Source organism: Serratia sp. J2 (assembly GCF_046269175.1).
Classification (GTDB): domain Bacteria; phylum Pseudomonadota; class Gammaproteobacteria; order Enterobacterales; family Enterobacteriaceae; genus Chania; species Chania fonticola_C.
This window is the reverse complement of the sequence record NZ_JBKABN010000016.1, coordinates 71439-89245: the sequence shown is the minus strand read 5'-3', so window position 1 is coordinate 89245 and position 17807 is coordinate 71439. Positions and strand designations below refer to the sequence as shown.

Below are 17807 nucleotides of genomic sequence, written 5' to 3'. Positions count from 1 at the left end.
TCCTTACAGCAATTTGAGAGCATCGCCTGCTACCTGCACGCGGATCCCCTGAGTCAGAGACTGGGCCACAAAAGCCTTGAAGACTTCCGCCAATACCGCTTCCTCTACATAGGCCACCGTCAGGTGATTACTTTGGTGACCCGCCATCAGGTCATCTCGCCCAACGCCGTCCAACACCGCATTCAATAATGGCCACTCGTAGTTGGTTGCCCGCCGACGGCGTTCAAACTCGGCTTCGGGCAGTTCCACCGCGTGGCCGGTACCGATGTGCATAATCACCTCAATGCCCTCATAATGTGCACGCGCCCAGATAAAGCGGCCGCCTTTGCCCTGGCCGGTAATAGTTGAGCCACCATATGGGAAGAACATCGCTGGCTGGCGATAGCCGGTAGCACCGGCGATCCCTCCTTTTAGATGTGCGAACGGCACCGCCCCGGAAATCTCCAGATCCCAATAGAACGTGCCCTGATACTCACTCCCCCAGCGAATATCGTGCAGCGTAGTTTCAGCTGGCATGCCCAAAGCATCCAGCAACTGCCACAGCATTGCCTGAGGGATCGCCGTACCCATATCGACTTCGTTGATGCAAGGAATGGCTTTGCCGGGCCAGATGATTTCGCCATTTTCGTCTGGGATCGGGAAACGCTCCGCATTACCGATAGCCCCTTCAGCGAAATCTGACGCCGCACAGCTGTCTTTCAAGCCCTGCTGATATTGCACTCCCACCGCAGCCAGGCCAAAACGCTTAACAAAGCGCGCCATGGCAATCATCATGGCGCATTGCTCCAGCACCTGCTCACGAGTCAGCTCCTGCTGGCTGTCGCTACCCAACTTAAAGTCCATCCCACGGTCTTCATACCACTGCAAACAGGCCTCGCGCAGCGCCTGCGGCACCTTGTTCATCTCGATCAGCAATGCCGATTGTGAAAGTGACTCGATAGGCATACCGATATTCACCATCGCTTGCTGCGGGAATACGCCATTTATCATTCCCATACAGAAAGTATCGAACAGCCCGATAATCGCCTTGTTGCGCAGCAGATATTCCCCTACCTGCCGCCCCTGCTGGCCTGCTACGCTGGCCATCACCGGGTGCGTTGGCTCAATGGGCCGCAAGTAGCCGGTAGGATGACTGACGGCCCCGTTACGTAGCCAGGTTGCCAACCCCTGTTCAAATAAATCGTCGTCAAAATTCACCGACCACAAACGAGAATATTGCTTGCCCAAGCTGGTCAAGCTACCTGCCATACATAGCATGCCAACCAGGCCAGGCCAGGTACCGTCAAAATTTGCCAGCAATAACACCGGACCACGGTGGTGGATCAGTGAAGGGGCGATATGGTGTGAATACTGCCAGGCGGTTAACAGCACGATCACTGGCGCATCAGCATCGATCTGCGCAAACAGGTCACTACCCTGGCGCTGGTTGCTAATAAACCCGTGGCCACGCTGAGCATCTACCGGGTGGGCACGCCGCATACGGTAACCATGCCGCTCCAACGCCGCCTGCAATTTTATTTCAAACTGCTGTTGTACCGGCCAACATGCCAGATTGGCGGACTCGCGCAGATCGGCGTTTGTCACCATCAGGATCTCTTGGTGTTGAGGCTCAATCGGCGCGGGTGCCGATGGAAGTTTTACTGTCAGCATCTTCGATTCCTTAATATTGATTAGTTAAGCCCATACCTGCATGACATCCGCAGCCAGCTGTTGATGCTGATACATCTGCAAATACAGTTGATATTTTGCCTGCCGGATTTCCTCTTACGACTGTTCCACCACCTTTGTGTGAGGATGAAACTGGCTGATTGGGCGAACAGCAAAGACCAGACGCTCCCCCCTCAGCGTTAAATATCCGCGCTCTGACGCTCGCTCTGCACCGACATCAATTACGATAAAACAGCTGCCGCATTGCTCCCGCCCTCATTGCTAACTCGAGTTAGCAATGTATGACCCAGAGAAAGAACAGACAAAGCCTTTAGATGGAATTTGTGACTCAGTTCATGGTGAATTATTTAATTCATTGATTTGTATTAACTAAAAAATCACGATTAGCAGAAAAACCAGGGGCGGTGATGAGCGGATTTTTATTCAGGATAATTAGTGCGGAAGGACAGATCTGCGACAGGCGTAAACCAGCTGGCATATGGTGTATTAGCGTATTGGCATAAAGCCCGTAACGGCCCCCTCAAATACCTGCTCAACACAAGGCAAACAAGGGTAACTACAGTCAACATCCAATGGCTTACTCAACATTGCCACAAACGAAAAACCCCAAGCTCTTACGAGCTTGGGGTCTGTATTTGGCGGAAGGACAGAGATTCGAACTCTGGGAGCTGTTACACTCGACGGCTGAAAAACCTTTCACTCTGATATTCCAATGGAAATCAACCGGTTGCCTTTCTATTCTCGCTACTTGAAACCCACTCACAGATGCAAGTTGTTAGTCCGATTTTGCTACACGTGGATAGCCTGTGTGTAGCACCTGTAATCAGTCTACAAGATGCCAGCAGGCCCGCCAAGAGCATCTTTTAATCCTACCCTATTGATTTTTTTTAGGTTTTAATTTATTTGTCAATGCTCTAACTATCAGACCAAACTTTAAGATTGCCCGTTCTCCAAAGCTCACCATCCCAGCAAATGACATCGGGGAGATCCGCATAAATCTCTTGTTGGTTTATCCTTGGAGAATTATCACATTTAAACCAGTTTGATATGATAGCTGTTGGCCGGGGTGGAGTATATTTTTTCCTTTCGTTAAGGTTTGGTTGCCAAAAATAAACGATAATAGATTCAGCTATCTCAAGATGTACTCTTGAAAATCCCAGAGGATAGGATATCTCGCCGAGCCAAATACCAAGGTCTTTTGTTATTTCATCAAGCTTATGGTGACGCCTAAATCGATTCCTAAACAAACCTCCAGTAATGCCGCAATACTGAATTTGTTTAACTCTTTCATAAGGCCTTTTCCCAGTCAAAAGATATAATCCATTACCAATATCAGAGTTCTGCACTTGTTCTAAAGTATACGGCCCTTTCCAGTTGATGCGAATGGTTAAGTTCTCGATTGACATGAGATTAACTTCCTTATTAAGAGGGTGAATTAGTCAAAGCACTGGTATTATACGAGAAAGTTAATATAAAAAGCAATCATACTGCAAACCTCTATTATTAATTAAAAAGGGCCACCGAAGCGGCCCATCATTTTATGCTCACCATTTAATCACTTAAATATAATCAGTTAACATCTATCCTTGTTTCAGTGATGCCAAGACATCTAGGGCAGGATCTTTAACTTTCTGCATTGTCAGCTCTAAATCTCTTAACAATATCCCCTTTAATCAGAACACCACTTAAAGACATCATAGCCATGGTTACTCCTATCCAAGCATACCAATAGTATTCAGGCACATTCAATCTATAAGTCATGGCAACGACTGACATAACCATAAGTGCAATACCGAAATATAGAGCATTATCATCAGGTAATGGCATATTATTATTCAGACAAGCACCAGCAACTCCTATTGCAAGCAACGTAGAGAGCACCAGAAGCATTTCGTTCAGACCGCCAACGTTAGATTTAGTAACTACAAATAATGCCCATCCTGACAACAGTGGTAGTAATGTACAAATAGTTCTTTCTAACATTACATCTTTGAAGGTAACACTCTCATAAACAATCCTACCTGCCATTCCTAATAGTGACCCAATTAAAGTAGTGGCTACACACATTACTAACTCAGTTGCTCCATTGAATAACACCGCTATCAGGATGCTATTCAATGAAAGTATTATTACCAGAGTTATGCCATTGGTTCTATCAATTGAAACCCTCATTTACCCCTCGTTATATCAGATAAACACAATGCTTCCATCGCGACGTAGAAAAATACATTCACTACTGTACACAAGGCTCCCAACTATTATTTTTAAAGTCACGTATATACACCTTACCGGAACCTTGTATATTAAGTATAACCTCTGTAACTTTTTTACCTTTTGAAACCAAGACGAATTTCATTAAGTTGGCATCACCATCCTCTTCGACTTCATCAAGAGCTAACCTTTCATCATTCAGCATTATATATGAACTTGAAGGAATCTCTGTATCAAGATGGAGAAGCAATGATGTTTTTGAACAAATGAAACCTCTATTTATTACTTGGGCACTACTTATTGTTGGAATCATTACGATAATGAAAAATATCAACCTCAACATAATTCCCTCTATTGTCTCCGTAGTATTCTCTGAACGCTGGAGATACTGATGCCAACACGCCTTGCAGCCTCAGCTTTCGGCAAGCCTTCATCAAGTAATCCCAGCACCTCATCTTCTTTTGCCATCGCTGTAGGCTTCCTGCCCTTGTATTTCCCTTTTGCTTTTGCGATTGCGATGCCTTCCGCCTGGCGCTCCAGCATCAGTTCTCGTTCGAACGTTGCTATTGCTCCTATCATGGTCAGCATCAGTTTTCCCGTTGGTGTTGACGTGTCGATCCCTAAGTTTAAGATCTTCAGTGATACCCGCTTACGTTGCAGGAATTCGGCAATCTCCAATAAGTGCCGAGTGTTCCTGGCTAACCGGTCCAACTTGGTGACAACAACCGTGTCACCTTCCCTCACGAATTCAAGCATCGACTTCAACTGTGAGCGATCATCTTTCGAACCACTGATGGTTTCCTGGAAGACCTTCTCACAGTCCTGTAGCGCCTTGAGCTGAGCTTCCAGACTCTGCCCAACGGTGCTGACCCGTGCATATCCAACTCGAGCCATAAGGCCTCCTATGGTCAATAGGCCAAGGTACACTGACTGAACCGGTCAAAATGCTGAAACCCGCTTAATTGACTGGTAAAATCACCGTCTTTTTCGGGCGTCACATGACCTTGGTCTATTGCACTTGCCTAGTGCTTATTAAGAAATCAGGCCTTCCGTTTTAGAAAGGCCCTAACGATGGCAGGCAGATAACGTCTGATTAAGATGTGAGCAATGAAGTGATAATTTGGAGGACCTCAAAGACCGTAATCTTCAGGAACGTAGTGGGCCATCAGTCCTCGAAAGAATACGGTGACAAAAGCGGCCACCCCGGCGAGCAGGGCTTCAAGCAGTAACACTCCCCAATTCATGACGCCACCCGATAGACGCCAGCACGGTAGTAGGCAATGAAGTTCTTCTGCCAGAGTTGAAAGAGTTCACCGTAGCGGCGAATATCGCTATAACCGGTAAACGGTTGAAACCCTGCCCCTTGACCGAAGTCAAAATCTAACGATTTTTCCAACTCAGGATACAGACCGAAATAGGCAAACTCGGTGACGTAGTCTAGAGTATCACCCAGTAACCGGATCTCTACTGGCCGATATCCTCCTTCCGGCGAGTAATCCGGTGAACGGAAGTTCAGGATTAATTCGTCGACAGGCTTATGGTATTTTTCCAGAATTTTGATAAATCCCTTCTGTAATGGCAGTGAACATTTCATAGCCATCCCCTTTCAGCAAAAGACACTGTTTTACCGCCACCAACAACGATGTGATCCAGCAATTGAACCTCCACCAGCCCCATTGCCTCACGAATCCGGTCAGTAATTGCCCTGTCGGCCTGTGACGGCTCAGGATTGCCGGACGGATGATTGTGAGAGCAGATAATGGCGGAAGCATTCAACTTAAGGGCCTTCCGGGCTATTTCTCTGGGGTAGACGCTGGTTTCCCTAATAGTGCCAAAGAACATCTCCTGGTACTGGATCACTTGGTTCAGGTTATTCAGAAAGATAACGGAAAATACCTCCTGTTCCCGCCCTCCTAATTTCAAGGCTAGAAAACTTTCGGTATCTTTTGGTGACAGTAATGATTCAGAGTGATATAGCCGTTGAGTTAATATCTCTCGGGCCTTGTTAATGATTTTATCGTGCATTATTTCCTCCTAAGTAGATCTGCACGTTTCTTGTACCGGTAAAGAGGACCAATATTGAATCAGGATGAGGGTATAAGAGAGATAAAAATCAATTTCTGGTTAGAAAAGCCTATGAGTCATTTGGTAGCAGTCTGGCAGGTATAAGAACAGTGCCGATTAATGCCGATTGCTGTTTTGGCACTTCCCTATCGGGGCAACAATAACAGAAGAATTAGAGTGGCAAATGCCGATTATTAGACTATTTTGTAAAACTCTCTATGAGAGCATTTACAGAAAAAGTTTACTAATATGCCGAATAATCGGCACTAAAGGCCCCCTTCTTTATTTTATCAGTTGACAGATAGCATATCCTACAACATTCACTTGGAAAAAATCGGCGTAGGGGAAAAACCCCTTACCCCAACCTTGACAATCTCGTCACTTACTTAAACGCAGATAAATTGCTGATCTTTCCGGCAAGGTATTTCCTGAAAATGACTTTATCAATCTCATTGATATCACACCAGTTTATAATTTTTATCCCCACGCTAGCATATGTCGAACCTTTACGGCTAAGAGTTGCATTTTCTATTCGTGTCGTAATATTAACTTCAGATAATATTTCTAGCCTTGCTTCGAATTCATCAAAGCTTGGGTAATGATTGTCACGCATAGCAACTCTAAAATAATCTGTAAGGCAAGCCTGTATACGGTGCGGATGCTCCACGATCAATGTATGCCCCATGAACCCGTCAGCCACGGAAATTATTGCCTCTCGGGAAACGAATCCGGTAAAACGCCCTTTTAAACTATTAGCAAGAGCATGCGTGAGAATTCCCCTCACTTCCGTTGCAGTAAAGTTACCCGTTCTAGCAGCAAATACCATCAGTTCATAGCAGTGTTCCATTTTGGCAACCATTGTTGCTAGTTCTCATCCATGAAAATCAATCAAGTTGCAATAAGACCATTTGTGATAATTTTAGTCAAACACTACTTTCTTTGTATTCCCAACAGAGAGAGTAAAATATAGATAGTGACAAAAAATGTCACTCGGAGGAACCATGGACTTAATTATTATTGAAGACGGCGAAGAATCCGCCGTAGACCTGGCCTTAAGCGAGTTGCCAGAAGAAAAGATTGAAAAACTGAAAAGACTGACCGAGGGCTTCAACTCGGCGGGCCTGAACTGTAAGACGCCCAAGGGCCTGTTCGTGCAGCAACTGTACGACTACGAAGCCAGATACTTGGCAGAGAAAATAATGAGGATCGTAAATGCACCAGTTCGAGTTATTACCCAGCGGTATTAAACGAAGTTGCTGGGAGTTGAGCAGAATGGCCGATGACGGGATCATACGGCCTTACCCATGTTCTGTGTCCCTTAGGCTTGCCAATCACTGTGACATCAGCCAGAGGACCGCCAAGAGGCATCTGAGGCTACTCCTTGCCAGTGGCTGGCTAGAGCGTCTGCCGGGACGGTTGGCATGGTATCGGTGTAACTTTTTTTCCGTAGAGATAGTCCTGTGATATATTCCATCACGGATTTTGTCGCAGACGTGCCAGCTCAAGGAACGAAGCAACATCCATTAGCCAGGATTGTTGCGCTACCGTATAGGTCGCATGCAACCCTCGAGGCAGAACAAGCTGCACTCGTTCATCCTTCATCTCGGTTGTCTGATTTTCACTGATGCTTGGCTCCAAGGTCAAAAGATGCTTGTCTGGTATGCGTGATGCTTCATTCAATATTTGCCTCCAGCGATCCTTGCAAGTTGATTTAGACGCCAGCATGGTCAACCGGGCTTGAGGAAATGACATATCATGGTAATTACTGATGAGCGGGAAAATGAAATCCGGTTTGAGGTTTCTTTCCGTGACCCCTGTTCTTGTGTACGTCACACCATGATCAGTAAAAATTTGTTCGAGATGATTTTCAAGTGCAGAACCAGCTCTTGACTTACGTCGCTGCAATGCACTCTGAACCAATTTTACGAATGGCTCTGTGTCCTCGATACCCGATTGCGTGAGGTTCCGCAATTTTTCTCCAAGCAGATGTTTCTCCAGCGTCCTGAAGAGGATTTCCTCACGCTCCATCCAGGCGATTAGTGCTGTATCCGGATCATCATGGCTTGAAAGATCTTGTATACTGCTTCTGGCATAAGCAGAAAATTCGATGGTTTTTGGGAATGAGCCGTTGAATCGATCAAGCATCTGATCAAGAAAATTAGGTGCTTCTTCTTCTATTTCAACGCCGATCTGCTCAAGGACGACCTGTGCTGCAAAGCCAATTCTGTCCTGTTCAGTTTCCAGTTCAGACTTTACGGAGAAACCTGGATGCGTAAGGTCCGAGAATCCAAACAGCCACATCAGTTGACGTTCAATAGTCGTATCTTTTTCAGCTACTATTGCTATCAATGTATCGTCTGAGCGCTTGGCAATAACAAGCAGATCCCCCTCTGCGGCACACTGAGAAACGAGATTGGTAGGAAAATAAAGCCTGTATTCCCATCGCATCACGTTGCGTTCAAGCCTTGCCTTCTGGCGGGAGTCATACCAAGTAAGGAAACCATCCTCAACTATAGGTTCATCGTCCTGATCAGTAAGATAGAGGAATTTGGCTGAAAAACGCACCTTGCCATCTGGTGGTTCACCAAGGATGTCCCGTAACGCGCCAACTCCGTTGAACTCATGCTGGTTCGAACAATTTACGTCAGCTTCCACAGCACTTAGGTGTTTGAGTGCTACACCTTCAAAATATTGTGACAGATACCCCTGTTTCATCCCTTTACCTCGATGGTTTCTTCTTCACTGTGTAGCCACTCGCTCAGACAAAGTGCAATGCTGTCAATATCTTTTCCCTTACCGCGTATAGCACATTCCCAGACAACGCCTACACGCCAGTTTGCAGCAATCAACGCTTCTCTGTTCTTTTGATCGTTAAATTGATTACGACCGATTTTTTCACTCCAGAAAGCCTCACGCGTTTTGGGCATTCGAAATAGATGACAATCATGCCCATGCCAAAAGCAACCATTCACGAAAATTACTGCATGGTAACGTGGGAGTACAATATCAGGTTTTCCTGGAAGATTGCGAACATGCAAACGAAACCGGAAACCATGTCGGTGCAGGATGCTACGCACCAAAATCTCCGGTTTGGTGTTACCGCCCCGGATACCTGACATCATTCTGCTACGGGTAGCTGCATCTACTATATCGGCCATAAGAGTTACACAAACAGTGACGGTTGAGATATCCCTGTACGTTCGAGGTCAATAGTTGACTGGATATGTGGGACCATGATTCGAGCAACTTCACGCATAACCGGCATAACAACACTGTTGCCAAACTGTCGGTATGCCTGCGTATCACTGACTGGAATTCTGAAAGTATCGGGGAACCCCATCAATCTGGCACATTCTCTGGGGGTTAGACGGCGTGGACGTTTCTTTTCACCCTGCCATACAAGAATTTCAGAACCATCTTTGTGGTATCTGGCCGAGAGAGTACGTGTCACACTATCAGGGTAAGACATACCAAAGCCGAAACCGTTACCAGCAGCACGGTGCTTCTCGGCATACGCTTGCAGATAAGCCCACAGATTTGGAGTCAATGTATATTTTGGCTGCACCTTCTGCTCTTCATGGTCGAAAAACCGGTTTCCATCCCACAAAAGCTCTGGTTCACTACCGTCTGTTTTGTGCAGGATCGAACCTAGACGTGGCCCTTCCCCTGATAATTGCAGGTCATCCCACGTAAAATCGGTCTTCTCACGAAAACCAACAATTATTATGCGTTCGCGGTGCTGTGGAGTGAAGTGCTGTCCATCGATAACACGATAATGGACATCGTAGTTCAACTCATCCCGTAAGGTTTGAAGGATCACCTGAAACGTATTGCCTTTGTCATGCGAAAGAAGATTTTTCACATTTTCCAGCAAGAATGCTTTGGGACGTTTAGTCGCAATTATACGGGCCACGTCGAAAAATAACGTACCTTGCGTTGTACATTCAAAACCATGTGGACGGCCAAGCGAATTTTTTTTGCTCACACCAGCAATGCTGAATGGCTGGCAAGGAAAGCCTGCAAGCAGAACATCATGATCTGGAACATCTTCAGCAGGGTAAGGTACTATATCGCCAATGAATGGGTGATGATCACCATAGTTTTCGATGTAGGTTTTCTTCGAAAAGTCATTCCATTCACTGGTAAACACGCATTCTCCGCCTTGAGCTTCGAATCCTAAACGGACACCACCAATACCAGCAAAAAGATCTATGAACCGGAAACTCTGGCTATCACCCTTGACAACCGGAGGGGGGGACTGCATCAGTAGGTTGCGGAGAACAGGTTCCAACATGGCAGGACATGGTGTTTCGCCTTTTTCCCAGCGTCTTACCGTCTTTGTGTCCTTGCCCACATATTCAGCAATTTCACGCTGTGTAAATCTGTCGCGAGCTTGCTTGAGTAACTCTAACGGTTGAATTTCTGACATATTTATAGCCCCTGGGTTATCTTACGGACATTATGACCGCAAAAAATCCCATTTTCCAGGGGAATCTGTAATTATTTACAGTATCAGGCAGAATTTATGGATTAGTGCAACACTTGAACAAAAGGCTCTATGTCATCTATCTCATACGAGTAACACATTTCTTATTGTTTCCATAGCAAAAAGGGGCAGGAGCCCCATGAAGAGTTGCCAGTCAACGGATCGGTTTTGTTAGGTCTGTGACCTTGACTAGCAGGTCAATGTGAGGGCTGAGCATCCTGATCAGTTCCCACATCAGTTGCCAAGCCTCTGACTCTGTTAATTCATGCCGATAGATAGGGCATAGACTTGTCAGTTCCGCCTTCACCTCCATTGGTAAGACATCGCTATAGACATCAACATCTACCGCATAGTTGTGCCCTTTCATAATTCCAGTGAAGGTTTTTTCCGGGTCGATAATTAACGTTAACGTATTCATTTGATCCCTCATGCCGATTCGTGCCGATTGTGATTCTGCTGACTTCACTATCGGGACAACGATAACAGCGAAAACAGGGTCCCCTAGTGCCGATTTTTAGGCATATTAGTAAACTTTTCCTGTGAAGAATCTCATAGGGACTTTTACAAAATAACCAATTAATCGGCACTGGAAGGACCGTTGATTGCATTATTTGTTGCCCCCTCAACGTAATCGTCAAGAAGGGCAACGGACAGAATCGGCACTAGCCGACAGAGCCAACCTGGTAGGTCACTGGCCCCATTTCTCGGTCCACAACAGCAATACCGGCAAAGCAGGCAAGATTGTTACGACGAAATTTACGGAAGCCCCTTTCCACCAGCTTTTTGTTCAAGACACGCTGCGTCATCTTCCACTCATTCCCATCACTAGCAAACTCACGGAATGCCCGGTAAATTTCAGAAGCAGGAGTATAAGCATCGGGTTCGAGCAGGCATTCAGCCAAGAATTCACCCAGTAAGTCACTTTCCTCACGGTACTCTTCGTTAGCCATCTGAATCATCGCGGGCAGGGATCTCTTGATCCCCTTGTCCTGCCACTCCAGAACCCCTCTCAGAGCCCAATTGAGGATACCCGGTAACTCCCGGTTCAGTTTTGCTGGCAGGTCAGGATCGGCCTGTTCAGCACTGAATTGAGCCATAAAGGGTATCAGGCACATCCTTCGCCACATGCCATGCGACATGTCGTGAATGACAGGTTTGTGGTTACCAATGATCACCAGAGAAAACTGGGCGGTAAATTCAATCTCATGCTTACCGTAAACCTGCCGGGCCACAAGAACATCACCGCCCGTCATGGACTTGATAAGGGTTTCATCGAACCTGCCGTTTTCAGGTAATTCATTGACGACAACCAATCGCTTGCCCGGTAACTTGGCTAGGGATGCGTTAGGTCCACCAGCGTTCCGGTTAACCATGAGGGCATCACTGTTGATCTGCGTTGCGTAGGCTCCGAATAGGTTCTGAATTGCCTGAATGAACGTAGATTTGCCATTGCTGCCGTGGCCGTAGAAGAAGAACATCAACTGTTCGTCAACACGTCCGGTCAACCAGTAACCAACACAACGCTGTATGAACGCAATCATCTCAGCATCCGCCAGGAAGATATCGCTGATGAACTTTTCCCAGGTTGGACATACTGCCAGTGGGGAGTAAGTTACCGGACTGTAGCTTGTGATCAGGTCATTACGACGATTCTCACGATACAGACCGGTCCCAAGTTCGATCACGCCATTCTGTACACCAAGAAGCATAGGATCAGCGTCGAACTGCGAAGTTGACACTTCTATCTTGGGCTTTACCAGTTCTGCCATCGCCTTGAGCTTTGGCAAACTGTGAAGCTTGTAAGCGTTTTCCACCAAAATATCGGCCTTAGCTGCACCATCTTGGTTTTCTGCTTCCCGCCTCATGCGGTAACCTTCACTTAGCATGTCAACCGCTGTCACTTCAGCGTATTTCATGATCTGAACACCAGCAGGTTGCCATTTTTCGTCTATGAAATGCCAGAAATCACCACTTTCACGAACATAACAAAGGTTACGACCAAGCAGACGACACATGTAATTGGCATTGCCGACATCATTGCCAGTTTCCGATCCACAAGCCCCCGCTTCCAAAGGAGAAATCACCTCTGCCAAGGGAATAAAGGGCACTACTGGCTCCAGAGATTGCCAGTCACCACCTTGATGTATGAACTCATCAATATCGCTCCCCCTCTCAGGAACCCTGTAATGTGTTGCCTGCGGAAACTTTGCTCGATATCCATCGCCTGCTTCGTCATTATCAAAAAATGTGACAACTGGACGCTCCATTGATAAGACATACTCAACCTGAGCCCTGCTGACTGAGCCTATCGTTGCCAGCACGGGGCCTGGATAGCCAGCATCGAGGAGACTGATAAGATCATTCTCACCCTCAACCAAAGCAACATCACCAGAACGGATTAGCGTCTGTTGCCCGTATACAAATGCACCAGGCAACCAGGCTTTTTTCCGTTGCTGGTACTTGAACTCTTTGGCTGGGTCCTTGAATGTAAATCGATTAATCCTCATTATTGACCTCCATATGGGGATAAACATAGATACCAGCCGGAGCAAAATCACGAAGTTCACCGGCCTTGTTCAAACGGAACATGCCAGTGTCAAGCAAATCCTGCTGCTGATATTTATCTTTGAATGACTGCCACATCTGTCCATCGGAATAACCGACCTGAGATTCCTTAATAATATCAAGACTATGACCACGAACATCCATTTGATAACTCAATACTTCTTCATTATTCAGCAGGTTGTTGTGGTAATACTCAGCGATCTCTTTATTCAGATTAACCATCAAGATAAAGTCTCGATAATCATCACCGAATTCCTGCTCTGGTTGCGACATTGCATATGAAGGGGATAACTGTCCTTCACTTAGTATTCTTGCCGCCTCGTAAATATCAGGGAGATCACTCAACTTCAAAACCAGATCGAGTACAGAGAGATTCTCATCACAGGAAAAACAGTGTGCCCTATAGCTATCGAGATATAAGCGGAAGCACTCTTTATGGCCGCACAAAGGGCAAGTCTTATCCTCAGGTTCAAAACAATCCTCTCCGATTAGCTTAACATCAACACCTGTCAAAGCAGTAAATACAGACGTAATCGGATACTGAGAATTAATCTCAGAAAAATTATATTTCATAAGCAACTCACAATAGATGAAAGGCCCCTAAATGGGGCCTTAATAAATGAAAATCACTCTCTAACAGTCTCGGTGTCAATTTTTGAAATCAACCCAGTCATATCAAAAGTTAACTTCATCAAGTAAATTGATGAATCAAAGAGAATAAAGTAAGTATCACTTACCCCTGAGTCGTGAATAGTGCCACCAGAAAACTTCCAATCAATCAACCCATATAGAATTTCACGATTGAGATCTTCAACTTCAGTGTCTACATTCATCTCAAAGCCAATCCCTCCACCGAAGATATTAATATCACTAAAGACACGAATGTCTCCATTAGCGTGAGTCTCCTCCAGACGATATATCACGTTTACCAGTTCATCAGGAAAGGGGAAATCGTTGTAACAGGATAATCCCCTAATACGCTCTTGATGAATCTGTTTGAATGACCGTTTCATCCTTTGTGAGAATGTCATCGCTTCGTTAGGAAAAAGCGGGTTATCAGTATAGTTTGGCTTGAACCAACCAATATTCTTGGCGATCACCAAGATATCGAGAGCCTGTTGACCAAGAATTGGCCCTTCAGCTTTATTAACGACATCTCGGGCTAGGTTCAAGTCAAGAGAACTGATAAATTTCTCTGATAAATCATTACCATTGTGAGCGTAAGACAGTGCCTTATCACCCATAGTAAACCTCCAGATTGTATAAAGAGCATGCGGTAAAGTGCATAATTAAGTACCTCGATACTGCTCAACCGGTTGACTGGTTGACAGCGGAGAGGATTTTGTTACATAAGGAGGCTGGGCAGAGTAAAGGCCGTAAGAAATTAAAATTATCTTTCTTTTTACCGAAAATCGTGCTTAAATGAAATGATGGGGTATTTTTTTTGAAAAACGAAACTAATGAGCAATTCTACGCACGTCGTGTTAATCGTTCAATTGAACAAATTCAACTTCTTAAAGGAGGTTCTTCTGACGCATATAGAGACAAAACTCTAACAATCGGAAATCCGCCAATATTTATTAACGAGCCGATAGAGTCAATCATTTCATATTACAGCATCCAATTATTGGAATTATTCAATGAAGGCGTGCGGCGAAAATTTAACATTCCGCCAGATTTGTTAGCTTACATATCCACAATATTTTCTCAGCATATAGAAAGTAAAGGTACAACAAACTTAAGTGAACTTTTTAATGCAACACCAGAAACCTTCAAGCAGCGTGAGAAAAGATGGGAAGGTATGGACCTAAAAAAAATAATTGCTTTATCAGTATGCTACCGAGGTTTTAGATGTGGATTTTCTTATCGAAGATTAGGAATATACATAGATGATTCAAAATTAAAAATAGATATGAACCACACCATGACAAGAAAGCATATAGTTAAAGAAATTAAAAACGCCCACTTTGAGATTAATATAGGGCAAAGAGCAATGATTAACAGTTTCCTCGCAGGGTATAGCAGTATAGATTCTGAACGTCAGAGCAGGCCCCCTTATGAACCTACCCCAGATATACTTTTAAAACTCGTCAGCAAGTTATTCTACTATCTTAAACATGAAAAAATCCCACAGGGTAATCAAGCGTCTAATTCAATCACTAAAGAAGACCTTTTAAAATTAAAACCCCTTTACTATCCAAAAGGGGAACAAACTATAAGATACATCACAAATAATATAGAAAAGAATATCAAATCAAAACATCCAGAAAGAGACTATCTAGAAATTAGAGATGAGGCTCATAATATTCTAAAAAAAAGCAACATCGACCTCTTAGGCGACTCCCCAAGGATAATAACACTATCCGATAACTATGACATACCGTTATTATTAGCCACTGATGAATTTTGGAGTAATGATCCGAGACATTTTTTTTATAACATTGAGTCATTCCTGTCCACCATCTCGGAAAAAATAGAAGCATTAAACCAAAATGTGAAAACTTAATCTTCCCACCGCCTCAACAAGCGGCCCCAACGGGTAGTTTAACCCACCGTAGTTACGAGAAACAGAGCTTGAAGAATGGCCGGTAAGAGCGTCATGCACAGCCTCATCAATACCGGCCAATCGGCACATGTCCTTGAAGGTGTGACGGAAGGAATGGAACACCATCCGTTTATCGGTAACACCACAGACATTACGCAGGTAGCGACCGAACCACTTTGACCAGTTACCTGTCAGGGTGCCAAATACGTCAGCTTTTAGCTGGTGGAAGATCCGATCACCTTTCTGCTTCTTGGCAAAATCGATGAAGCCGAGCTTGATCAGTTCAGGATGTACCGGTATCCGACGGCGGCTGCCTGCATTCTTGAGGTGCTGCCCCTCTTGTCGGTCATTAATTTCTATTATCCAAGCGAAACCACCCTGATAGGTCTCCTGATGGACATCAGACGGATGTAGTTGGCCGATCTCTTCCAGCCGAGCACCGGTATAGAGTGCTAACAGTGGCAGCCAGTAGGACGCCTCTCCGGCCCCTGCCTTTGGTCTATCGCCGTTGAACACCGGGGAAGTGAAAACTTTTTTGAGTGACGCCTCGTCAAACGGTAGCCGCTTCTCTTTGGAGTGCTGGGTATCCTTCAGGCTGAGGCCTTCTGTCGGGTTACGCTCTACTACCTCATCATCAACGGCAAGCGTAAACAGGCTGCTCAAGGCGGCCAAGTAGTTGTTTACCGTTTTGACACTCAGCCCCTGCTCTTTCAGTGCATCCCTGAAAGTACGGCAATCGGTTCTACTGATACTCTTAACATGGTCATTGCCGACAATTTCAGCAAAGCGCCCTAAGGCTCTGACATATAGATCTCGGGTTTTCGGGGCCTTCTCACCATTCGATAGCCATTGCTGGTGAAGATCGGCCAGTTTTGGCCCTGTGGGAGTGACTTCATAGTCTGGCAGACTATTTACAGTTTCACCTTGCAGACGAGCAAATTCGTTATCCCAGCGGCAACCTTCCAACCGGGCCAATCTTTCTGCTTCGGAGCGATTAGACGTGCCTAGAGCTTTGACGATTTCTGTTCGTTGGAAGTGAGGGATTAACGCTAAAGGAATGCGGCGACGGAAGTAGTAGCGTGAGCCACGTTTTGCCAGATGAGTACACATAAAAAAATCCCCTGTGTTACATCTGTGTGTAACAAGAGGGGATTTCAAGGTAAAAACCGTTATCAAACAGTCTTTAAGAGAATTTGGCGGAAGGACAGAGATTCGAACTCTGGGAGCTGTTACACTCGACGGTTTTCAAGACCGTTGCCTTAAACCACTCGGCCATCCTTCCAATGGGCGCAGATATTAACGGTACCGTTATGAAATGTCTATCGTTTTCACATAAAAAAAAGCGTCAAAATGCGCGTTCGCTTAAATTTCAGGCCGATTGTGGTAAAAAAAGCCAGAACCCCGCATCAGCGAGGCTCTTTTGAACACTAAATAGGCCGTTATTTAGGTTGGGTATCGTACTCTGAACAACTCTGATAGCCCTTGTTCATCACGTGGCCCGTGTCGTTGTAGCTGACAAAATAGGTCTGCACTTTGCCATCCCGTGGTGCCACGGCATAGGTATCACAGGTACCCTTCGCATGGATCAGGGTGGCTGAGGTGGATGGCGGCCCGGCAATGGCTCGCACCTGCTGCTTCGTCATCCCGACTTTGACATCGCTTACCACAGGCTCGTTCACATAGCTCGTGGCCCTGTCGTAAGTGGTACACCCAGTAAGTACGGTAAATAGCGCCGCAGTACATACGGTCAAAACCAGTTTCTTTGTCATCGCTTATCTCCTTAGCATGCTTATTGTTATCTAAGTGTAGATGCTAAAAGGCTTTTCTGCCAATAATGCTTTGCTGCCGTTAATAGTTGGCCCAGATACCCGGCGTTACCAGTTCCAACAGGTGGCCATCCGGATCGCGGAAATAAATGCTCTCTGCCCCCTGTTCCCAACGCATACGCCCCTCTATCTCAACACCGTGTTCGGCTAACTGCTGCTCCCACAGGGGTAACTGGGCCTCGCTCACGGCCAAACCAAGATGTTGTGGGCCACTGCCGTCATGAGGGGGAATATAGCCTCCCGGATAGTGAGCACCATCCAGCGAATCCCCGGCGACAAACAGCAGCAACACGCTTTGATCGGAGATGTTATAGGCCCGGAAACGATCATTTGCGACCATAGCTGGCAGTTGCAATACCTGCTGGTAGAAGGCAGCGGCTCGTTCGATATCATTGACATACAGCACCGTCTCAATCACGCGTTCAATCTTAAGTTCCATAAC

The 17807-nt window shown here is 45.7% G+C and carries 20 protein-coding genes and 1 tRNA gene; 2 read left to right on the top strand and 19 right to left on the bottom strand.

Going from position 1 to position 17807, the window contains the following annotated elements; translation table 11 throughout:
* Positions 1-3 precede the first annotated feature (3 nt).
* From ACKWMY_RS17095 to ACKWMY_RS17060, 8 genes are all read right to left on the bottom strand, one after another.
* Positions 4-1650 (bottom strand): signal transduction protein, encoded by a 1647-nt coding sequence (locus tag ACKWMY_RS17095; RefSeq protein WP_024530043.1) that lies wholly within the window; start codon positions 1648-1650, stop codon positions 4-6.
* Between the two features lie 932 nt (positions 1651-2582).
* Positions 2583-3074: a hypothetical protein gene (locus ACKWMY_RS17090; RefSeq protein WP_409486662.1), complete on the bottom strand. Its 492-nt coding sequence runs from the start codon at positions 3072-3074 to the stop codon at positions 2583-2585.
* A gap of 217 nt (positions 3075-3291) precedes the next feature.
* On the bottom strand, positions 3292-3840 hold the full coding sequence (locus tag ACKWMY_RS17085) for a hypothetical protein (RefSeq protein WP_409486661.1): 549 nt from the start codon (positions 3838-3840) through the stop codon (positions 3292-3294).
* Positions 3841-3901: 61 nt separating this feature from the next.
* Positions 3902-4222: a hypothetical protein gene (locus tag ACKWMY_RS17080; RefSeq protein ID WP_409486660.1), complete on the bottom strand. Its 321-nt coding sequence runs from the start codon at positions 4220-4222 to the stop codon at positions 3902-3904.
* Between the two features lie 8 nt (positions 4223-4230).
* Positions 4231-4773 carry a recombinase family protein gene (locus ACKWMY_RS17075; protein ID WP_179253186.1) on the bottom strand — a complete coding sequence of 181 codons (543 nt, stop codon included), beginning with the start codon at positions 4771-4773 and terminating at the stop codon, positions 4231-4233.
* Positions 4774-5119: 346 nt separating this feature from the next.
* Positions 5120-5473 (bottom strand): DUF2787 family protein, encoded by a 354-nt coding sequence (locus ACKWMY_RS17070; protein WP_409486659.1) that lies wholly within the window; start codon positions 5471-5473, stop codon positions 5120-5122.
* On the bottom strand, positions 5470-5904 hold the full coding sequence (radC, locus tag ACKWMY_RS17065; protein ID WP_409486658.1) for a RadC family protein: 435 nt from the start codon (positions 5902-5904) through the stop codon (positions 5470-5472). Before radC ends, ACKWMY_RS17070 begins: the two co-directional genes overlap by 4 nt.
* 421 nt (positions 5905-6325) lie before the next feature.
* Positions 6326-6790 carry a hypothetical protein gene (locus tag ACKWMY_RS17060; protein WP_409486657.1) on the bottom strand — a complete coding sequence of 155 codons (465 nt, stop codon included), beginning with the start codon at positions 6788-6790 and terminating at the stop codon, positions 6326-6328.
* A gap of 154 nt (positions 6791-6944) precedes the next feature.
* Here ACKWMY_RS17060 and ACKWMY_RS17055 point away from each other — a divergent pair, with 154 nt between their 5' ends.
* A complete protein-coding gene (locus ACKWMY_RS17055) occupies positions 6945-7190 on the top strand; it encodes a hypothetical protein (RefSeq protein WP_409486656.1) in 246 nt (81 codons plus the stop codon).
* A gap of 226 nt (positions 7191-7416) precedes the next feature.
* On the opposite strand, the gene ACKWMY_RS17050 is transcribed toward ACKWMY_RS17055, so the two are convergent.
* From ACKWMY_RS17050 to ACKWMY_RS17020, 7 genes are all read right to left on the bottom strand, one after another.
* On the bottom strand, positions 7417-8658 hold the full coding sequence (locus tag ACKWMY_RS17050; protein ID WP_409486655.1) for a type II restriction endonuclease: 1242 nt from the start codon (positions 8656-8658) through the stop codon (positions 7417-7419).
* The gene (locus ACKWMY_RS17045; RefSeq protein ID WP_409486654.1) at positions 8655-9101 is read right to left on the bottom strand and encodes a very short patch repair endonuclease; all 447 of its coding nucleotides are present in this window, start codon (positions 9099-9101) and stop codon (positions 8655-8657) included. Before ACKWMY_RS17045 ends, ACKWMY_RS17050 begins: the two co-directional genes overlap by 4 nt.
* Positions 9102-9106: 5 nt before the next feature.
* Complete coding sequence (gene dcm, locus ACKWMY_RS17040; protein WP_409486653.1) at positions 9107-10372, bottom strand: DNA (cytosine-5-)-methyltransferase; 1266 nt, start codon at positions 10370-10372, stop codon at positions 9107-9109.
* Positions 10373-10583: 211 nt separating this feature from the next.
* A complete protein-coding gene (locus ACKWMY_RS17035) occupies positions 10584-10847 on the bottom strand; it encodes a hypothetical protein (protein ID WP_409486652.1) in 264 nt (87 codons plus the stop codon).
* A 244-nt stretch (positions 10848-11091) separates the two neighbouring features.
* Positions 11092-12936 (bottom strand): phage/plasmid primase, P4 family, encoded by a 1845-nt coding sequence (locus ACKWMY_RS17030; RefSeq protein WP_409486651.1) that lies wholly within the window; start codon positions 12934-12936, stop codon positions 11092-11094.
* Positions 12926-13567, bottom strand: a complete 642-nt coding sequence (locus tag ACKWMY_RS17025) for a hypothetical protein (protein ID WP_409486650.1) — start codon at positions 13565-13567, stop codon at positions 12926-12928. Before ACKWMY_RS17025 ends, ACKWMY_RS17030 begins: the two co-directional genes overlap by 11 nt.
* A gap of 53 nt (positions 13568-13620) precedes the next feature.
* Entirely contained in the window at positions 13621-14238 is a 618-nt protein-coding gene (locus ACKWMY_RS17020) for a hypothetical protein (protein ID WP_409486649.1), read from the bottom strand.
* Between the two features lie 200 nt (positions 14239-14438).
* Between ACKWMY_RS17020 and ACKWMY_RS17015 the strand changes: the two genes are divergently transcribed.
* Positions 14439-15500 (top strand): hypothetical protein, encoded by a 1062-nt coding sequence (locus tag ACKWMY_RS17015; protein ID WP_409486648.1) that lies wholly within the window; start codon positions 14439-14441, stop codon positions 15498-15500.
* Here the strand turns inward: ACKWMY_RS17015 and ACKWMY_RS17010 are convergent.
* The 4 genes from ACKWMY_RS17010 to ACKWMY_RS16995 all read right to left on the bottom strand — a co-directional run bounded on the left by ACKWMY_RS17010 (position 15477) and on the right by ACKWMY_RS16995 (position 17804).
* Positions 15477-16649, bottom strand: coding sequence for a DUF6538 domain-containing protein (locus ACKWMY_RS17010; RefSeq protein WP_409486647.1), 1173 nt, complete (start codon positions 16647-16649; stop codon positions 15477-15479). The genes ACKWMY_RS17015 and ACKWMY_RS17010 overlap by 24 nt on opposite strands.
* Positions 16650-16733: 84 nt before the next feature.
* Positions 16734-16821: transfer RNA gene (locus ACKWMY_RS17005), tRNA-Ser, on the bottom strand.
* Positions 16822-16978: 157 nt separating this feature from the next.
* Entirely contained in the window at positions 16979-17308 is a 330-nt protein-coding gene (gene osmE / locus ACKWMY_RS17000) for an osmotically-inducible lipoprotein OsmE (RefSeq protein ID WP_409486646.1), read from the bottom strand.
* Positions 17309-17387: 79 nt separating this feature from the next.
* Positions 17388-17804 (bottom strand): VOC family protein, encoded by a 417-nt coding sequence (locus ACKWMY_RS16995; RefSeq protein ID WP_024530041.1) that lies wholly within the window; start codon positions 17802-17804, stop codon positions 17388-17390.
* Positions 17805-17807 lie beyond the last annotated feature (3 nt).

Coding starts and splice junctions, on each gene's coding strand:
- ACKWMY_RS17080 (WP_409486660.1), bottom strand. CDS start 4,222: ATGTTGAGGTTGATATTTTTCATTATCGTAATGATTCCAACAATAAGT.
- ACKWMY_RS17075 (WP_179253186.1), bottom strand. CDS start 4,773: ATGGCTCGAGTTGGATATGCACGGGTCAGCACCGTTGGGCAGAGTCTG.
- ACKWMY_RS17090 (WP_409486662.1), bottom strand. CDS start 3,074: ATGTCAATCGAGAACTTAACCATTCGCATCAACTGGAAAGGGCCGTAT.
- dcm (WP_409486653.1), bottom strand. CDS start 10,372: ATGTCAGAAATTCAACCGTTAGAGTTACTCAAGCAAGCTCGCGACAGA.
- ACKWMY_RS17025 (WP_409486650.1), bottom strand. CDS start 13,567: ATGAAATATAATTTTTCTGAGATTAATTCTCAGTATCCGATTACGTCT.
- ACKWMY_RS16995 (WP_024530041.1), bottom strand. CDS start 17,804: ATGGAACTTAAGATTGAACGCGTGATTGAGACGGTGCTGTATGTCAAT.
- ACKWMY_RS17020 (WP_409486649.1), bottom strand. CDS start 14,238: ATGGGTGATAAGGCACTGTCTTACGCTCACAATGGTAATGATTTATCA.
- ACKWMY_RS17010 (WP_409486647.1), bottom strand. CDS start 16,649: ATGTGTACTCATCTGGCAAAACGTGGCTCACGCTACTACTTCCGTCGC.
- ACKWMY_RS17055 (WP_409486656.1), top strand. CDS start 6,945: ATGGACTTAATTATTATTGAAGACGGCGAAGAATCCGCCGTAGACCTG.
- ACKWMY_RS17095 (WP_024530043.1), bottom strand. CDS start 1,650: ATGCTGACAGTAAAACTTCCATCGGCACCCGCGCCGATTGAGCCTCAA.
- ACKWMY_RS17030 (WP_409486651.1), bottom strand. CDS start 12,936: ATGAGGATTAATCGATTTACATTCAAGGACCCAGCCAAAGAGTTCAAG.
- ACKWMY_RS17045 (WP_409486654.1), bottom strand. CDS start 9,101: ATGGCCGATATAGTAGATGCAGCTACCCGTAGCAGAATGATGTCAGGT.
- ACKWMY_RS17085 (WP_409486661.1), bottom strand. CDS start 3,840: ATGAGGGTTTCAATTGATAGAACCAATGGCATAACTCTGGTAATAATA.
- ACKWMY_RS17050 (WP_409486655.1), bottom strand. CDS start 8,658: ATGAAACAGGGGTATCTGTCACAATATTTTGAAGGTGTAGCACTCAAA.
- ACKWMY_RS17035 (WP_409486652.1), bottom strand. CDS start 10,847: ATGAATACGTTAACGTTAATTATCGACCCGGAAAAAACCTTCACTGGA.
- radC (WP_409486658.1), bottom strand. CDS start 5,904: ATGCACGATAAAATCATTAACAAGGCCCGAGAGATATTAACTCAACGG.
- osmE (WP_409486646.1), bottom strand. CDS start 17,308: ATGACAAAGAAACTGGTTTTGACCGTATGTACTGCGGCGCTATTTACC.
- ACKWMY_RS17070 (WP_409486659.1), bottom strand. CDS start 5,473: ATGAAATGTTCACTGCCATTACAGAAGGGATTTATCAAAATTCTGGAA.
- ACKWMY_RS17060 (WP_409486657.1), bottom strand. CDS start 6,790: ATGGAACACTGCTATGAACTGATGGTATTTGCTGCTAGAACGGGTAAC.